Origin of the sequence: Pontibacter sp. Tf4, from assembly GCF_014212495.1 — a bacterium.
GTDB lineage: Bacteria > Bacteroidota > Bacteroidia > Cytophagales > Hymenobacteraceae > Pontibacter.
In genome coordinates this window covers 21,035-40,427 of sequence record NZ_JACKZC010000014.1, presented here as the reverse complement: position 1 = coordinate 40,427, position 19,393 = coordinate 21,035, and the positions used below count along the sequence as shown (strand labels likewise).

Below are 19,393 nucleotides of genomic sequence, written 5' to 3'. Positions count from 1 at the left end.
TAAACTAATCTGCTTTGTTGTGAGTTTATTTAAAATATAACCTGTAATTTTGTGGGAATTTACTTTAAAATCTAATACAATGAGTATTAACACAGTTTTATGCTTTTGGGGAGGCCTGGGCGGCACCGAAGTTGTCCTGATCCTGTTGGTTGTTATCATTTTCTTTGGCGCCAAAAGAATCCCTGAATTAGCGCGTGGTCTTGGTAAAGGTATCCGTGAGTTTAAGGATGCTACCAAAGAGATAAAGAATGATGTGGAAAGTTCGGTAAAAGACGAACCGCAGAAGTAATAAATTAACACTTTAAGCTATGTGCTTGGGTACAGTCCTCCTTTTCCTCGGCGACCTGGGGGGAGGAGAAATGATGGTCATCATGATGGCCGTCTTACTACTGTTTGGTGCTGATAAAATTCCGGGTATAGCACGCGGCCTGGGCCGTGGCATCCGCGAGTTTAAAGATGCTACCAACGAAATCAAACACGAACTGGAACGTTCTATCGAAGACGACGACAAACCTAAGAAAGTTTGAGACCTTACAACTCCCTACGCGACATCCGCACTGATATTGCCAACGGGCAGGTGACGTGCACTAAGTTAGTTGAGCATTACCTCCGCAACATACAGGAGAAAGCTGAACTGAATGCCTTTTTAGAAGTTTTTGACGAAGAAGCCCTTGCACAGGCGGCTATAGTTGACCAGAAACTGGCCAATGGTACCGCCGGTAAACTGGCTGGTATGGTGATCGGTGTGAAAGATGTGATCGCCTACAAAGGCCATAGTCTGCAGGCTTCGAGCCAGATTCTGAACGGGTTTAAATCGCTGTATACGGCAACAGCCTTAGAGCGCCTTATAGCTGAGGATGCTATTATTATAGGCCGCCAGAACTGCGATGAGTTTGCCATGGGAGCCTCAAACGAGAACTCGTCTTTCGGGCCGGTTCTGAACGCCGACGACCCAACCCGCGTGCCGGGCGGTTCTTCAGGCGGCTCAGCCGTTTCGGTGCAGGCCGATATGTGCCTGGCCGCTATTGGCTCTGATACAGGTGGATCTGTGCGCCAACCGGCTTCGTTCTGCGGAGTGGTTGGGTTAAAGCCTACGTACTCCCGCATCTCGCGCTACGGCCTTATCGCCTATGCTTCTTCCTTCGACCAGATTGGTCTGTTTACCAAGAATGTGGAAGATGCTGCGTTGTTGCTGGAAGTAATGGCCGGACCAGACGAGTTCGACAGCACGGCCAGCCACCAGCCGGTACCAGACTATAGCACCCTGCTGCAGACCGACAAAAAGTATAAGATCGGTTACATCCGCGACTGTTTTGAGAGCGAAGGCCTGGATGCGGAAGTGAAAGATGCGATACTTGGCGTGAAGGACAGGTTACAGAACGAAGGCCACCAGGTGGAGGCTGTAGAGTTCCCGTACCTGGACTACATGGTACCTACCTACTATATTTTAACAACTGCCGAAGCAAGCTCTAACCTGGGCCGCTACGATGGTGTAAAATTTGGTTACCGCAGCCCCAATATCTCCGACCTTACCTCGTTGTATAAAAAAACCAGATCCGAGGGGTTTGGCAAAGAAGTACAGCGCCGCATTATGCTGGGCACCTTTGTACTGAGCGCCGATTATTACGACGCATATTACACAAAGGCTCAGAAAGTTAGAAGATTGATTAAGGAGAAGACCGATGAATTGCTTCAGAAGTTTGATTTCCTTATATTGCCTACAGCTCCGACTACAGCCTTTAAAATCGGGGAGAATACAGCTAATCCGTTAGCTATGTATCTGGCTGATATTTTTACAGTGCAAGCTTCTTTGGCTGGTGTTCCGGCAATTTCGATTCCGGTTAGCCGCGACACCAACGGCCTTTCCATCGGGTTACAGTTAATGACCCGCTCGTTCGATGAAGCAGCCTTGCTGGCTTTCTCGAATTACATACTGGATAAGATTCCCGTTGAAGCATAAATAAAAATGACGTATTCTAAACGCTTAACCGTAGTTGCGGCTATAGTTGGCAGCATCTGGGCAAACTACGCCCTTGCCGCACCTACCAGCCACAGGTATGAACCTACCCTACCCGAAGACACGCTGCTGACGTTGGGTGATACGACTGTGCTCTCGCCGGAAGAGCTGGCGTTGCTGGCAGAGTTTATCCCGAATGAGCCGAACGAGGTAATACAGGACCGGTTAAGCTGTATAGAAACAGAGATTCCGCTTACCTTCAACCCGTTTGTCCGCAACTTTATAGATTACTTTACCATCCGCAACCGGAAGTATTCGCGCACCATGATCTCGCGCCAGAATGTTTACTTCCCGCTTTTTGAGAAACACCTGAAGAAGCACAACATGCCGGATGACATTAAGTACCTGGCTATAGTTGAGTCGGGGCTTAACCCAAAAGCGGCATCCTGGGCAAAGGCGGTAGGCTTATGGCAGTTTATACCTACTACCGGCAAGGAATATGGCCTGGACCAGAACGCTTACATTGATGAGCGCATGGACCCTGAAAAAGCTACGGACGCTGCCTGCCGTTTCCTGAAGCGCCTGTACAACACCTACGGCGACTGGGAACTGGCCATGGCTGCCTATAACTGTGGTCCCGGCAACGTAAACAAGGCAATCCGCAGAGCGGGTGGCGGCAAGAAAACATTCTGGGAGATCTTCCCTTACCTGCCAAAAGAAACACGCAGCTACGTACCGTCCATGACGGCGGTGATCTACACCATGCATTATGCGCCGCAGCACAACATCTTCTCCGACTCGATATTGTATGCGCACGATGTGGAGACCTTAACTATAAACCAGGCAGTTGACCTGCAAAAGTTATCGGAAGAACTGCATGTAGCACCGGAGACATTACTGGCTTTGAACCCGGAAATCAAGAAGGCAACGTTGCCGGCTAACACCCGCAACTATAAGCTGCGTGTACCAGCCGAGCGCGCTCAGCTTCTGGCATCTGCTGAAGATGTAAGCTGTATGATTGCAGCTGCTACGCCGGTTTCGCCAAAACCTGCACCAATGCCTGTACGAGAACCTGCTGCGGCCCCAGTGTTACTGGCAACCAATACTACCCCGGCAGCCACCACCCAAACCGACAGCACTGAAAAGCAGTTTTATAAAGTAAAGCGTGGCGATAACCTGTCGTCTATAGCGGCTAAGCACAATGTAACTGTAGACCAACTGAAAGAATGGAACGACCTGAGCAGATCAACTATAGTTGTGAACCAGCAGCTTACCATTCTGCAGCCAGCTACTACCGAAACTATAGCCATGGCCACTCCTGCCGAAGAGGCCAAGCCTGCAGTAGCTAAAAAGACCAGCAAACCGGCTTTAAAGGTTTCTGAAAAGCAGCAGGAGATCATCCACCAGGTACAGCCCGGCGACACCCTCTGGACCATTTCCCAGAAGTACAATGGCATCACAGTGGAGCAGATCAAAAAACTGAACAAATTAAAGTCTAACCAGATAAAACCAGGGCAGAAACTCATACTGGGTTAACCCTGCAGCTAAACTATAGAAAAGCACCTTCTTACCCGGGAGGTGCTTTTTTGTTAGATAAATAACCGGAAGCAGGGTACTTTGCTGCACAAGCCGTATCTTTAGCCCCTGTTTTTTTGATAAGCAACAATTTATTTTGAAATTGGCTTTTTACGAGCAACCGACATAAAAGAGGCCTCCGCCTCTGCTCATAAAGAATTTTACCTATGATTAAAGTTAACAAGCAGGACGCCCTGAACTATCACCAGGATGGCAAGCCTGGCAAAATTGAAGTTGTACCTACCAAAATGGTAAGCACCCAGCACGACCTGGCACTGGCTTACTCGCCGGGCGTAGCCGAACCATGCAAAGAAATAGCCGCTGATAAAGACAATGTATACAAGTACACCGCCAAGGGCAACCTGGTAGGTGTTATCTCAAATGGTACCGCTGTGCTTGGTCTGGGCAATATCGGTCCGGATGCCTCCAAGCCGGTAATGGAAGGAAAAGGCGTACTGTTCAAGAAATTTGCCGGCATCGATGTATTTGATATCGAGATCGACTGCACAGACCCTGCCGAATTTGTTCGTATCGTAAAGTCGCTGGAGCCTACGTTTGGTGGCATTAACCTGGAAGACATTAAAGCTCCGGAAAGCTTTAAGATAGAGAATGCCCTGAAAGAGCAGATGAACATCCCGCTGATGCACGACGACCAGCATGGCACAGCTATTATATCCTCTGCAGCCCTTTTGAATGCCCTGGAGCTTGCCGGCAAAAAGATAGAGGAAATAAAAATGGTAGTGAACGGTGCCGGTGCAGCCGCCATTGCCTGCGCCAAACTATATGTAGCCCTGGGCGTGCAGATGGACAACATCGTGATGTTCGACAAGGACGGTATTATCCGCCCGGAGCGTAACGACCTGGACATTTACAGAGCCCAGTTTGTAACGCTGCGCAAGATAAATACCCTCGAAGAAGCCATGCAGAATGCCGACGTATTTGTTGGGCTGTCGGCTGGGAATGTGCTACCTCCTGAATATGTGAAGCTGATGGCGCCGAACCCGATCATTTTTGCATTGGCTAACCCTGATCCGGAAATACCTTACGACGTGGCCATGGCTACCCGCGAAGACCTGATCATGGCAACCGGCCGCTCTGACCATCCGAACCAGGTAAATAACGTACTCGGCTTCCCGTACATTTTCAGAGGGGCGCTGGATGTGCGCGCTACCGAAATTAACGAAGAAATGAAACTGGCTGCCGTGCACGCGCTGGCCAAGCTGGCAAAGGAGCCTGTTCCGGAGATCGTACACAAAGCCTATGGCGACAACACCATTTCGTTCGATAGATTCTACCTTATCCCTAAACCACTGGACCCGCGCCTGATTACCACTGTGTCGCCGGCAGTTGCCAGAGCGGCTATGGAGAGCGGCGTTGCTAAAAACCCGATCACGGACTGGGAACAATACGAACAGGAACTACAGGAGCGCATCGGTATCGACCAGAAACTGATGACCCGTATTACCAACCAGGCCAAGAAAGATCCGAAGCGCGTGCTGTTTGCAGAGGCCGACAACTATAAGATCCTGAAGGCAGCCCAGACAGTTAAAGAGCAGCTGATCGCGGAGCCTATTCTGTTAGGTAACCGGGTACGCATCGAGGAAATCATTCGCGAAAACAAACTCGACCTGCACGGAGCAACCATTATTGACCCGTTTGAAGAGGATGCCAAGCGCGAGGAATTTGCCCAGCTACTTTACAAAAAGCGTCAGCGTAAAGGGCTTACCTTATTCGACTGCCGCCGTTTGGTGCGCGACAGGATCTATTTTGGCAGCCTGATGCTGGAAACCGGCGAAGTGGATGCCCTCATCTCCGGCCTTACCCGCGACTACTCCAGAACCATACTTCCGGCCATACAGGTAATTGGTGTGGAAGAAGGCGTAAACAAGGTGGCTGGTATGTACATCATCCTGAACAAAAAAGAGCCGTACTTTTTCGCAGATACTACCGTAAACATAAATCCTACTGCCGACGAGCTGGTAGATATTATCGGCCTTACTGCCCGCACGGTGCGTTTCTTTGACCAGGAACCCCGTATTGCCGTACTATCGTACTCTAACTTTGGCTCGGTGCAGGGCGATATACCAAACAAAGGCTCTGAAGCAGTGCGTAAAGCCAAGCAAAAGTACCCTGACCTGCTGATAGATGGCGAGATGCAGGCCAACACTGCCCTGAACCGCCACCTGCTGCGCGAGCACTATCCGTTCAGTGAACTGGCTGAGCGGGGCGCCAACACCCTGGTATTCCCGACACTGACCGCAGGTAACATTGCGTACAAGCTGTTACAGGAAATAGGCGGCGCCGAAGCCATTGGTCCGGTACTGATGGGCATGCGTAAACCTGTTCATATTCTGCAACTTGGCAGCTCTATCAGAGAAATTATAAACATGGTGGCCATTGCCGTCGTAGATGCACAGAACTATAACAACAAACATATATAGATGATAGCCTATATCGATGGCAAGCTGACGTATAAAGATCCGACCTATGTGATCATTGATGTGAACGGCATAGGGTATCAGATCAAAATATCGCTGAGCACGTACTCCTCGTTACCGGACGGGGAGCGCTGCCGGCTGCACACCTACCTGCACATAAAAGAAGACGCCCACACCCTATATGGTTTTATGACGGCGGCCGAAAAGGAAACTTTCCTGCACCTGATCTCTATTTCGGGGGTTGGTCCTAATACAGGTCTGATGATCCTGTCGTCGTTGTCGGTAGAGGAAGTGCAACAGGCTATAGTTCGGGAAGATGTGCGTACGATACAGCATGTGAAAGGGATAGGCGCCAAAACAGCGCAGCGCATTATACTGGAGCTCCGTGATAAAATAAAGAAAGAGGTAATGCTTACAGATGCAGGCGTATTGCCGGCCGGCACGGCACACAATACCAACCGTGCCGAAGCGTTATCAGCATTGGTTACCTTAGGTTTTGCCAAGAACGTAGCGGAGAAAACGCTTGATGCGATCATTAAGCGGGAAGGCGGCAACCTGAGTGTGGAAGAGCTTATAAAATTTGCGTTAAAATCGTCTTAGACTTATACCCGTTTGATCTGGAAAAAGGAAAAGAGCAGCCTTGTTTTTGCTACGGTTGTTACGATAGGTATGCTGGCCTGGTGGTCGCAAGCAGAAGCATTGCGCCTGCCCGCCAAGTACCGTTTAAACAACCTGACAGACCTTTTTTCGCAGGACACTATCCGCCGCCAGGACACCGCCTATATCCCCAGCCGCCGGCCAACTTTTGTGCCATCCGACCGGCGCGGCAGTCCTTTCAGCGACCGCAACTATAGCTCTCCCCTGCTGCTGGGCCTGCCGGGCAACATACAACTGGACGTAGACTATAACGACAGCCTGCAGCTCTATAACATCAACGAGACCATCGGCGACAGTATTCCGTACCGCACGCCTTCGTCCATGACCCTGAAACAGTTTACGGAGTGGCAGCAGCGCCAGGCAGTGCGCGATTACTGGCGTACCAAATCAGGAGGCCTGGATGGCGAAGACCTGACCAGCAGCCGCAGGCTTATCCCCAAGATCTACATCAGCCCGGTGTTCGACCGTATTTTTGGCGGCAACTTTGTTGATATTCAACCAAATGGAAATATCTCATTGAAGTTTGGTGCCCGCTTTAACCGCAACCAGAACCCAACTATACCGCTTCGCCAGCAACGCACCGGCGATTTCGAATTTGATCAGAACATCTCGTTAAACTTAGTTGGTAAGGTAGGCGAAAAACTGGCCATCAATTTTAACTGGGACAACAACGCCAATTTCGACTTCGAAAACAACATGAAGCTGGACTATACCGGCTACGAAGAAGAGATTATAAGGAAAGTAGAAGCTGGTAACGTAAGCCTGCCCCTGAACAACTCCCTGATAAGCGGTGCCCAAAACCTGTTTGGTATAAAAACACAGCTGCAGTTCGGCCGCCTGGGCGTTACAGCCATTGCCTCCAACGTGCGCGGGCGCAACGACGAAGTAATCGTTTCGAACGGTGCCCAGAACCAGCCTTTCGAGATCCGGATCGACGAATACGACAAAGACCGTCACTTTTTCCTGTCGCAGTTCTTCCGGGACCGTTACGACAAATCGCTGGCTACGCTGCCGCTGGTAAACTCCGGCATCGTTATCCGCAGGCTGGAACTATACGTGACCAACAACAACCGCGCAACCGAAAACCTGCGCAACATGGTGGCTTACATGGACCTTGGCGAGCCCGACCCCTACCGTAACCAGTTCGAGCGCATTACCACTGCCCCGGCCAGCAACGCTGTGAACACACTCTATAGTTTAGTAGCTACCAACCCACAAGCCCGGGACAATGCACAGGTAGATGCTTACCTGCGTAGCCAGGGCCTGCAGAAAGGCGTTGATTTTGAACATGTACGCGCCCGCAAACTGGACCCGCGCGAATATAAATTTAACCCACAGTTAGGCTATATTTCCCTTAACACCGCCCTGTTGCCGGACCAGGTGCTGGGTGTGGCCTTTGAGTATACCTACAATGGGAAAACCTACAAGGTAGGCGAGCTGCTGGAAGATTACCAGAACCTGCAGGATGACCAGATCATCCACATGAAATTGCTAAAGGCGACAAACCCATCGCTGGAGTACCCGACCTGGGACCTGATGATGAAAAACGTCTATAGTCTGGATGCCACACAGGTGAACCGCGAAAACTTTCAGCTGCGTATTATCTACAAAGATGATGAAACAGGCGTAGACATATCGGCACTGACCGAGCAGAGCCCGATACAGGGTGTGCCGCTGGTAGAAGTATTTAACCTGGATAACGTAAACACCAACAACGACCGCCCAAGCGACGGTAACTTCGACTTTTTGCCAGGCATAACCATTGATCCCGAAACCGGCCGCATTTACTTTCCGCAGGTAGAGCCATTCGGAGATTACCTGAGAGCAAAGTTGCAAAATGACCCGGAACTGGCAGAGCGCTATGTTTTTGAGGAACTATACACCCAGACCCAGACCGACGCACAGCAAAACAGTGCCAAAGCCAAGTTCTTTTTAACGGGCAGGGTGCAGGCAACTTCTACAGACGAGATCATACTGCCGGGCTTTAAGATTGCGGAAGGCTCTGTAGCAGTATACTCCGGCGGAACACGCCTGACCGAAGGCACCGATTACCAGGTTTTCTACGACCTGGGCCGCATAAAAATCCTGAACCCAAGCTACATCAGCTCGGCCAGCGACCTGCGTGTAACTTATGAGAAAGCCGAACTGCTGAACATACAGCCGCGTGCGCTGGTAGGTGCCCGCTTCGATTACCGCCTGACCGATGATATTAACCTGGGAGCTACGGTACTGCACATGAGCGAGCAACCGTACATTAACCGTGTCAGCATCGGCGATGAACCAACCAACAATACCATTTACGGCTTCGACATTAACCTGCAGAAAGAGTCCCGCTTCCTGACGCGCATGACCGATGCCATTCCGCTGATACAGACCAAGGCTCCATCCAGCATTACGTTCAGCGGAGAGTTTGCACAGCTGGTTCCGGCTAAAACCAAATCGCCTGCCAACGAGGATGGCACTTCGTATATAGATGACTTTGAAGGTTCGGAGACACCCTATAGTTTAGGCGGCTTCAGCAACAACGGCTGGCGCCTGGCGGCCACTCCTGCCCCGCTCGTGCCCGGCGAAGGACTGGCCTATAGTTATAATCGCGCCAAACTGGCCTGGTATACCATCGACCAGATCTTTTACCGCGACTCCGACGGCCTGAAACCGGACAACATTACCGACGAAGAGCTGAAGAACCATTATGTGCGGGGCGTGCGCCGCAACGAAGTGTTCCCGGGCCGCGACCCGGAAGTATCCAATACCTTTGAATATACCTTTGACCTGGCTTATTACCCGCGCGAACGTGGCCAGTACAACTATAACCCGAACCTGACATCGCAGGGCCTGCTTTCCGGCGACCCGCGCAACAACTGGGGTGGTGTGAGCCGCGAGATTACATTCGATACGGACTTTGATAACGCCAACATCGAGTATGTGGAGTTCTGGATGATGGACCCGTTCATATCCGGTAAATATGGCCGCACGGATGCACAAGGCAACCCGGTACCGAACAACACAGGCGGTGAGCTGGTATTTAACCTTGGCAGCGTTTCCGAAGACATCCTGCGTGATAACGTATATGCGTTTGAGAATGGACTGCCGACAGATGGAAACAGCCTGCAGAACGTACAGGAAACCATCTGGGGCCGCATTACCACACAGCAATTCCTGACAGATGCCTTTACAGGTGTACCGGGTGCGCGCCAGTTTCAGGACATCGGTCTGGATGGTTTGAATGATGCTGCAGAAGCTGATTTTTTCCGTAATTCTTTCCTGAACCTTATCCCGGGAGCGCCGCCACAAACCGTAGTGGACGACCCTTCGGCAGATAACTTCCTGCACCACCTGGACCCGATCTACGACCAGCAGAATGCAGGCGTACTGGCCCGTTACAAGAACTTTAACGGCATGGACGGCAACTCACCGGAGAACAGCCGCTTCGCCAACTATGCTTACCCTGATAAAGAAGACCTGAACCGCGACAACGTGATAAACGACGTGGAGCAGTATTACGAGTACAAGATCAACCTGCAGCCGGGACAATTGAACGTAGGCCAGAACTACATTGTAGACCAGGTAACCCAGAACGTGAATGGCGACGATGTGACCTGGTACCAGTTCCGGATTCCAGTGCGCCAGCCAACAGGCAATGTGGGTAACATCAGCGGCTTTAAATCTATCCGGTTTATGCGTATGTACATGACGCAGTTCCAGGACCCGGTTGTGTTGCGTATGGTGCAGTTCCAGTTTGTAGCGAATCAGTGGCGCGCCTACCAGCAGCCTATAAACGAAGGCCGCCCTTGTCTAACCTGTACCGACGATGCCCGCAAATTCACGATCTCTACGGTAAACATTGAGGAAAACGGACAGGTAACCGAAGGCAACATCCCGTATGTGGTGCCGCCGGGTATTGAACGTTTGCGCGACTATGCCTCTACCAACAACCGTCGCCAGAACGAGCAGTCGCTGCAGCTATGTGTGGAAGACTTGCGTGATTCGTTCTCGAAAGCGGTTTACAAAAACATTTCGCTGGACATGCTCATCTACAAGCGCCTGAAGATGTACATCCATGCCCAGACACAGGACCCGAACACACGCACCGGCGACGTACAGGCTTTTGTAAGAATTGGTACCGACTTTACACAGAACTATTATGAGTACGCAGTGCCACTTACGATAACTCCGCAGGGCAGCACCTCGCCGGACGCCATCTGGCCGCAGGAAAACATGATCGATATTGCGCTGGAAGAGTTGGTGAATGCCAAGGTGGCCCGTAACCGCATTGCCGGTTATAACAAAACCATCCCGTATGAGGTGCAGCTGGGCAACGGCAAGGTTATCCGCGTGGTAGGTAACCCGGACTTCAGCGAAGTACAGAGCATTATGATCGGTATGAGCAACCCAACTGTAGCCGGCTCCGACGGTAGGCCGCACTCGCTGTGCATGTGGGTAGATGAACTGCGCGTAACCGATTTCAAGAACAGTACCGGCTGGGCAGCCAACGCCCGCCTCAACACCAAACTGGCCGATTTTGCCAACGTAACAGCTACCGGTGCCTACACCACTGTTGGTTTTGGCGGATTGCAGCAGAAAATAGCCCAGCGTTCGCGTGAGAACACAGCCCTGTTTGATGTAAGCGCCAATATAGTGGCAGACAAATTCCTGCCGGAGAAAACCGGCATCAAGATCCCGTTATCGGTGCAGTATGGTACCCTGAACAGCGAACCACAGTTTGACCCGCTGGATAAAGACGTGCCCCTGGAACAGTCCCTGTCGAGGTTTGATTCGAAAGAGGCCCGTGATGAGTACCGGAAAGAAGTGACCACCCGCGAAACACGTAAGAGCTTTAGCTTGCTGAACGTACGCAAAGAACGCACCGACCCGAACGACAAAGTACGTCCATACGACATTGAGAACTTCTCGCTGAGCTATGCCTATGCCGAGCGCCTGTTCACCGACATCGAAACGGACCGCGATTTTACCAAAACTTATACCGGTGGCATTGCCTACAACTATAACAACCCGTCGGCCCGCAACTATGCGCCGTTCGAGAAAAGTGCATCGCTGAAGTCGCCGTATTTAAGACTGATAAAAGACCTGAACTTTACGCCGCTGCCAAGCAGCTTTGCGTTCCGTGCTGACCTGGACCGCCGCTACAACGAGACTTTTCTGCAGCGCCGCGACCCAGTTACAGGGCTTACCACCACGCGTGGCATCGAGCCTACGTTCCAGAAGTATTTCTACTTCAACCGTATTTACGACATGAAGTGGGACATCAGCAAAAACCTGTCGCTGGACTATACGGCTACCAACCGGGCTGTAGTAGACGAACCGGACGACCGCATCAACAACGAGATCGACTCCCTGAAATATAAAAACGAGATCATCTGGGATAACCTTAAACGAGGCGGCCGTACCACCAACTTTAACCAGCTGATTGCCCTGAACTATAAACTGCCTTTGGATAAGTTCCCTCTGACAGACTGGATTGGTGCTGAGACACGCTATGCGGCTACTTATATCTGGACGGCAGGCTCCACGGCCCTGAACAGCGACGATCAGTTCAGGCTGGGTAACACCGTAGAAAATAACCAGGAGTTTACTGTAAACGGACGCCTGGACCTGGTAAAGCTGTATAACAAGGTAAAGTTCCTGAGAGATGCCAATACGCCGGCTGCCCCGGTACCGGTGCGCGCAGCCAACGATACCACAGCCAGATCCAGCTCCGGCAACCAGGTGAGTAAGTCTATTGCCAGGTTCCTGATGATGACGCGCTCGGTAAACGTGACCTACCTGCGCAACAAAGGCACCATGTTGCCGGGCTACCTGCCAGCTACACGTTTCCTGGGTTTTGACGACGGATTTGATGCACCGGGCTTGCCGTTTATACTGGGCAAACAATACGACCTGGACCAACTATACAACCGCGCTGACCGCAACGGCTGGTACACGGACAGTAGCCAGTACCTGAACACCCCGCTCAGCGCTATACTTACCGAGTCGTTTACGGCCCGCGCCAACCTGGAGCCTGTTAAAGCTTTCAACATTCAAATAGATGTAACGCGTAACATGTCTGAAATAAATGAAGTGTTTTACCGCCGCGAATTTGATGATTTTGGCAACCTGAGCCCCGATGACCGCCGCCAGAACCCGATCACGACAGGTGCTTTCAGTACATCGTTCATGGCATTGGGTACTTTGTTTGAGTCCGGCGATGCAGGCGCTTCTGAAGCGTTTGAGAACTATATCCGCTACCGGTATGCCATCCGCGAGAAGCTTGCGGATGCAAACCCTGTGGCCGGTAACGAAGGCTATACCCTCAACTCGCAGGATGTGCTGTTGAACGCCTTTTTGTATGCTTACCAGGGCCGCGACGTGAACGGCTATGAAGCAGAGTCGAAGAGCCCGTTCAGCCGCCTGCCAATACCGAACTGGCGCGTAGACTATAACGGCCTGTCGAACCTGCCATTCTTCCAGCGCTGGTTCAGCCAGGTAAACTTAACCCATGCCTATAGTTCTACTTACAACATTACCAACTTTACTACCTCGCTGGCTTACAACAGCAGGCCAAACGGCTTCCCGACACAGGTAAACGAATTCGGGCAGATCATTCCGTACTACATTGTAACGCAGCTTACCGTATCCGAAAGGCTGGCTCCGCTGCTGGGTATCAACTTCAGGACCAAAACTAACTTTACAGGCAGGCTGGAATACAAAGTGGAGCGTAACCTGTCGCTTAATTTGACCAACGCCCAGATAACAGAAACGAACGTGAAGGATTATGTGGTGGGTCTGGGGTATGCTGCCACCAACTTCAGAATCCCGATCCGGATTGGCGGACAGCGCCGTGTGCTGGAGAACGAGCTGAACATGCGTCTTGATTTCTCGGTTAGAGATAACCAGACCGTGCAGCGCGCCATTGCCCGCGACGAACAAGGCAACGAGAGCAGCCAGAACCAGATCACGAACGGCACACGCCAGCTGCAGCTTCGCCCAACTATAGATTACCTGCTGAGCGAGCGCGTAAACATCCAGTTCTATGTGCTGCGCACCGTGTCTGATCCTAAAATATCGACCTCGTTCCGCAACAGCGTGACCGAAGGCGGCATACAACTACGAGTTAGTTTGCAATAAAATTTTAGCATAACAAAAAACACCGTATTTTTGGAGTAAGTCATCAACTAACTGATATAACAAATGAATTTACCAGAAAACCTGAAGTATACGAAAGACCACGAGTGGGTACGTATAGAAGGTGATGTAGCGTATGTGGGCATCACTGATTTTGCGCAAAGCGAACTTGGCGACATCGTGTATGTAGATATCGACACGGTAGACAAGCAGATCAACCAGAATGATGTATTTGGTACTGTTGAGGCCGTTAAAACGGTATCAGACCTGTTCAGCCCACTGAGCGGCACTGTGCAGGAGTTTAATGAGCAGCTGGAAGGCAGCCCGGAACTGGTAAACTCTGACCCGTATGGCGAAGGCTGGATCATTAAAATGTCGATCGACAACCAGGCTGAAGTAGGTGAACTGCTGACGGCAGCTGCTTACCGCGAACTGATAGGTCAGTAACTGATATCTGCGCAGGCTTGATACTACGCTATAACTTTTTTACCATACTGTGGGCAGCAGTTATTTTACTTACAACGCTGCTGCCCTCAGCTTCCATGCCGTCGGTTTCCCTGTCCGACCTTTTCTCCTTCGATTCGTTTGCTCACGCCACCATGTTTATGGTGCTGTGCTTTCTGATGATCGTAGGACTTACCAAGCAGTTCACTTACCCTAAACTACAGCATTACGCTATCCGGAGCTCTTTGCTCATCTCGTCTATGTTCGGCATCCTGATCGAGATTGTTCAGTTCACATTTGTACCGGGCCGCAGCGCCGAGATCATGGACATTGTAAGCAACACCATCGGGTGCCTGATCGGGATTGTGCTGTTCAAGTGGGTTTACGTGTGGTAAGGCAGTTGCTATAGTTTAGCAAGTTGTTTGCTACCTTTAGCTCATGAAGCTGATCTGCCAACTTTTTATTCTTTGCCTGCTGGCTACTCCCCTGCATGCGCAGGACATGCCGCGTGTACGCCAGACCATAGATACACTTACAAGCCCTTATTTCCATGGCCGTGGTTATGTGCTGGAAGGTGATGCCAAAGCCGCAAACTATATCCGGGACAGGTATAAGGCAGCAGGCCTGCAAACAATAGGCACCTCCTACTTCCAGGAATTTACCCTGCCTGTGAACCGTATAACCGAAACGCCGGAGCTCTCTGTAAACGGGCAAAAGCTAAGTCCGGGAACTACCTTTGTAGCCAGCGCCCAAAGCAACAGCGGCCATGGCAAGGCAACTATAGTTACCCTCGATACACTCATTTTCAGCAGTGAGGCGGCCCTTCAAAAGTTCTTTAGCAGAGACCTGCGCAAAAAAGCACTGGTTTATCCCCAGAAATTCCGGAAGCAACTATGGCAACTGCCACAACCTTACCTGCAGCAGCTTTTGCTCCCCGCGCTCCACATCATTCTTCAGAAAGATAATTTACTGACTGCCGTAGCTGCCACGCCTGCTCCTGTAGTTATGCTGGAAGTAAAGCAAAGCGCCTGGCCGGCCAAAGCTAAGAAGGTAAAATATAAAGTAACCGCAGATTATACGCCAGACTATAGTACCCGCAACGTGATCGGTATGATACCCGGAACGGCACAACCCGACTCGTTTATAGTTTTTACAGCGCACTACGACCACCTGGGTGGCCAGGGCAAAGGCATTTATTTCCCCGGGGCCAACGACAATGCCAGCGGAACTGCGATGCTGCTGGAACTGGCAGAGCACTATAGTAAACCAGAAAACAGGCCGCGCTATAGTTTGGTATTTATGGCTTTCGCTGCCGAAGAGGCCGGCTTGCTGGGTTCCTTTCACTATGTTAAAAACCCGCTTTTCCCGCTGCACAACATCCGCTTTCTGGTTAACCTCGACCTGCTGGGCACCGGCGACGAAGGTATGATGGTAGTGAACGGCAGCCTGCATGTGCCGGAATTTACACTGCTGCAAACTATAAATACCCAACACAACTACCTGCCACAACTAAAAATGCGTGGTCGTGCTGCCAACTCTGATCATTATCCTTTTTCAGAGCGCGGGGTGCCGGCTTTCTTCTTTTATACCTTAGGTGGCACTACCTTTTACCACAACGTTTACGACCAGGCTGATCAGCTGCCACTCACAAAATTCAGCGAAGTGTTCCAACTCATTACCGATTTTACTGCGGCGCTGCAACAGGGCTCCAAACTATAGCATTGTAAACCTGCTGTTGCAACATTAAGTTTTTATGCCATTCTGTTCTTTTCAGATTGTAAAATCAACTGATAGTAAGTACATTGTATACCTTAATTTGAGAAACAGAACCGGTTGTAACACTTATACAAAGTACCTGTGAGAAAGCGATGGAATAGCAAGGAGTTGGTAAAGCTATGGATACTGTGCCTGGGCGTAGTTTTGGTAAGTGTGCAGGTAACGTTTGCACAGCAGCAGCCAGCAAAACAGAGAGCAGCGCAGCGCCTGGCACCGGGCCTGCAGCAAAGTATCCGAAACAGCCAGACCAGAGCAGTACGCGTGCAGGTAAAAGATAAAGCCAGGTTCCTGCTTTGGCTGGCCGAGGCCGGTTACGAGGGGAACGTGCAAACAACTACTACAGCTGGCATCCTTACGCTCACCAACGTTTCTGAAAAAGCACTGCAGCAACTGGCAGCCTCGCCCCATGTAACTTACATCGATAAACCCAACCGCCAGGCCCGGGAGGAGATTGAGCTACGGGATGCTGATTTTTCGATCAATAATATTTACGCCTCCCTGCAGGCCTTTCCGCAGGTACAGGGGCAGGGCATGATAGTATCGGTAAAAGAAGGAGCCTTCGACCCGAATGACCTGGACCTGAAAGGGCGTGCCCTCTCTCCCGAAACCTTTGGCAGTACTTTCACTTCCCATGCCACTACCATGGCTACCATTATAGCCGGGGCTGGCAATACCGGTCCAAAAGGCAAAGGCATCGCCACTTATGCCCGCCTCAGCTACTCCGATTTTTCCGAGCTTTTTCCCGATAACGGCCAGGCCCTGACAAGTAAAGGCATTAGTGTGCAGAACCATTCATACGGGGTAGGCGTGGAAAACTACTATGGCCTGGAGTCTGCTGCTTATGACCGGGAGGCTTTACAAAACCCTGCCTTGCTGCACGTGTTCTCGTCGGGTAACAGCGGCGATAAAGCTGACCAGGTAGGTGCTTATGCTGGCATAACCGGTTTCGCTAACCTTACGGGCCAGTTCAAAAATTCTAAAAATACCCTGAGCGTAGGCGCCCTAGAGCTGAACGGCAAAATAGGTGTGCTAAGCTCCAAAGGTCCGGCCCTGGACGGACGTGTAAAACCTGAGCTAGTAGCCTATGGAAAAGGCGGAACCTCTGAAGCAGCTGCTGTTGTATCGGGGGTGGCTTTGCTGGTGCAGCAGACTTACAAAGACCTGAATGGCACCTTACCTCCTGCCGCCCTGGTAAAAGCAGCCTTAATTAACAGTGCCGACGATGCCGGAAGACCGGAGGTTGATTTTGAGGCCGGGTTCGGTAACACCAATGCCTTAGGAGCCCTCCGCACCATACAACAGAACAGGTTTATAGTTGGCAGCGCGGCGCACGCAGCAACCCAAATGCACACCATAACTGTACCCGCAGGCACACAGAAACTAAAAGCTACTCTGGTTTGGCACGATGCAGAAGGAAATCCCGAAGCTGCCCTGGCTCTTATCAACGACCTGGACCTGGAGCTTGTGAACACCGGCACCGGCCAGACCTGGAAACCGTGGGTACTCAGCACCTATCCGCACCCGGACTCGCTTGCCTTACCTGCCAGGCGCCGCCCCGACCACCTGAACAACATCGAACAGGTTACGCTTGACCTTCCTGCACCCGGCACGTACCAACTGAAAGTAACAGGTTATAACGTGCCACAGGGCCCGCAGAACTATAGCCTTGCGTTTGAATTTATACAATCCGGCGGTGAGTGGGTGTACCCGGTAGCTGGCCTGAGCCTGCAGTCCGGCGAAGTAAACCGTATCCGCTGGCAAGGTACTCTTACCGGACAGGCTACGTTGGAGTATAAAGTGGCCGGCACAAGCGAGTGGCACCTGATAGCCGATGACCTGAACGCAGAAGCCCGATCCTATGACTGGGAAGCCCCTGCTCTGATCGGCCGGGCACAACTTCGCCTGCGTACTGCTACTGGCACTATCACCTCCGAAGAATTTATCCTGAGCCGGCAACTGAAGCTAAATGTTGGCTACAACTGTACCGACGAAGTAATGCTGCACTGGACTAAATTACCCGGGGCTGAAACGTACCAACTATGGCAGGTAGGCAGCACTCACCCTGAACTTTTGCAGGCTACATCAGATACCCTCATTATACTTCATAAAACACAGTTGCAGGCCTTGCCGGAGCTCCTGAGCGTAGCGCCCATTATCAGTGGCACAACTGCCCGTAACAGCAATTTTATTTCCTATAACCAGATAGGCATTGGCTGTTACATAAAAAGCTTTATCCCCGAACGCTTTGTAGCGAGCCAGGCTGATCTGAAACTGGAGCTTAGCTCGATCTATAAACTGGCGTCTGTTACTTTAGAACGCGTTTCCGGCGACAATGTCCAGCCTGTGCAAACAATAGCGCCGGTCACGCAGCTGAACTATAGTTTGCAGGACCCTGCACCCGGACCGGGCAAAAACCTGTACCGCGTAAAACTACTCACCACCCAGGGACTCGCCTTTTACAGCCACACCGAAGAGCTATTGTTTGCAGACGATACCTTTGTGCAGGCTTATCCCAACCCGGTTGTAGCCGGCGAAATACTATCAGTGGTAGCAGCCGGCGATGAAGCTGTGGTACAGCTCTATGATGCGCTGGGAAAACTGGTATACGAAGCCGAAGAATTCGGAGCTATCAAAGAGATCCCGACACATAAACTCCGCAGTGGCCTCTATATTATCCGCCTGAAGAATGAGTTCGGGAATGTGGTTTCGGGTAAAGTGTTGGTTCAGTAAGAGGTTTCTGTTTATAGTTGTTAAAGAGAGTTGTATAGCCTATAGTTTCTTCTTTGCCATCTCGAGTGAAGCCGAGACATCTTATATGCCTTATAGTTCAATTGAACTATTGTCATTACGAACAGTGTGAGAAATCTATCTCAACCTATAGTTTGGGCTCAAAGGCTATCCTGCTATAGTTGACGTTGCCTACTGCTTGATACAAGCCATAGTTTCATAGCCACTCTTCATCCTGGGAGCTTTAATAGCCTTTTGTTTTATAGTTCGCTTGGCTCCCTCTGAGGCCGGGAGGCCCCGTCTTCGGGCATCGCGCTGCTGCCTTCTTGCTATCCTCCTGCGTCGGATTGCCTATCGGCACCGCAACAAGTCAAAGGCGCTCAACCCAAAGACTGAGATCAGTTCGATAGGTTCTGTCTTAGCTATAGTTGCTTTACTGGCCCTTCGTTACAGCAGATCGGTTTTACTCGTGTTTGTATTTCCTTGGGGCAGGCTGCGCCTGCCTGCTCGTGGTCTGTAACTATAGAACTATAGTTGTTGAGCTGATGATGTCTTAAAGTTCCCTTCCTTGGCTAAGGAGGGGCAGGGGTGGTTGGACCAACAGCAACTATGAAACTATAACTCAAACTATAACTATAGTCTGAATCCTGAAAATCCTTTAATCCTGTAAATCCAGATTCAGACAAAACTTCCCACC

General features: G+C 51.0%; 11 protein-coding genes. All 11 read left to right on the top strand.

Features of this window, described 5'->3' with window-relative positions:
- Window positions 1–79: 79 nt before the first annotated feature.
- The 11 genes from H7F15_RS18720 to H7F15_RS18670 all read left to right on the top strand — a co-directional run bounded on the left by H7F15_RS18720 (window position 80) and on the right by H7F15_RS18670 (window position 18,699).
- Window positions 80–289 (top strand): twin-arginine translocase TatA/TatE family subunit, encoded by a 210-nt coding sequence (locus H7F15_RS18720; RefSeq protein ID WP_185198529.1) that lies wholly within the window; start codon window positions 80–82, stop codon window positions 287–289.
- A gap of 19 nt (window positions 290–308) precedes the next feature.
- Entirely contained in the window at window positions 309–527 is a 219-nt protein-coding gene (locus H7F15_RS18715) for a twin-arginine translocase TatA/TatE family subunit (RefSeq protein WP_185198528.1), read from the top strand.
- Complete coding sequence (gatA, locus tag H7F15_RS18710; protein WP_185198527.1) at window positions 524–1,960, top strand: Asp-tRNA(Asn)/Glu-tRNA(Gln) amidotransferase subunit GatA; 1,437 nt, start codon at window positions 524–526, stop codon at window positions 1,958–1,960. Before H7F15_RS18715 ends, gatA begins: the two co-directional genes overlap by 4 nt.
- A gap of 6 nt (window positions 1,961–1,966) precedes the next feature.
- On the top strand, window positions 1,967–3,493 hold the full coding sequence (locus H7F15_RS18705) for a lytic transglycosylase domain-containing protein (RefSeq protein WP_221627131.1): 1,527 nt from the start codon (window positions 1,967–1,969) through the stop codon (window positions 3,491–3,493).
- 206 nt (window positions 3,494–3,699) lie between these two features.
- A complete protein-coding gene (locus H7F15_RS18700; RefSeq protein ID WP_185198526.1) occupies window positions 3,700–5,973 on the top strand; it encodes an NADP-dependent malic enzyme in 2,274 nt (757 codons plus the stop codon).
- On the top strand, window positions 5,974–6,570 hold the full coding sequence (gene ruvA / locus H7F15_RS18695) for a Holliday junction branch migration protein RuvA (RefSeq protein ID WP_185198525.1): 597 nt from the start codon (window positions 5,974–5,976) through the stop codon (window positions 6,568–6,570).
- Between the two features lie 12 nt (window positions 6,571–6,582).
- A complete protein-coding gene (gene sprA, locus H7F15_RS18690; protein ID WP_255481329.1) occupies window positions 6,583–13,752 on the top strand; it encodes a cell surface protein SprA in 7,170 nt (2,389 codons plus the stop codon).
- Between the two features lie 63 nt (window positions 13,753–13,815).
- Entirely contained in the window at window positions 13,816–14,196 is a 381-nt protein-coding gene (gene gcvH, locus H7F15_RS18685; RefSeq protein WP_185198524.1) for a glycine cleavage system protein GcvH, read from the top strand.
- Window positions 14,197–14,291: 95 nt separating this feature from the next.
- Window positions 14,292–14,588 (top strand): VanZ family protein, encoded by a 297-nt coding sequence (locus tag H7F15_RS18680; protein ID WP_185198523.1) that lies wholly within the window; start codon window positions 14,292–14,294, stop codon window positions 14,586–14,588.
- A gap of 43 nt (window positions 14,589–14,631) precedes the next feature.
- On the top strand, window positions 14,632–15,912 hold the full coding sequence (locus tag H7F15_RS18675; protein ID WP_185198522.1) for a M28 family metallopeptidase: 1,281 nt from the start codon (window positions 14,632–14,634) through the stop codon (window positions 15,910–15,912).
- Between the two features lie 138 nt (window positions 15,913–16,050).
- On the top strand, window positions 16,051–18,699 hold the full coding sequence (locus tag H7F15_RS18670; protein ID WP_185198521.1) for a S8 family serine peptidase: 2,649 nt from the start codon (window positions 16,051–16,053) through the stop codon (window positions 18,697–18,699).
- The last annotated feature ends 694 nt before the right edge of the window (window positions 18,700–19,393 follow it).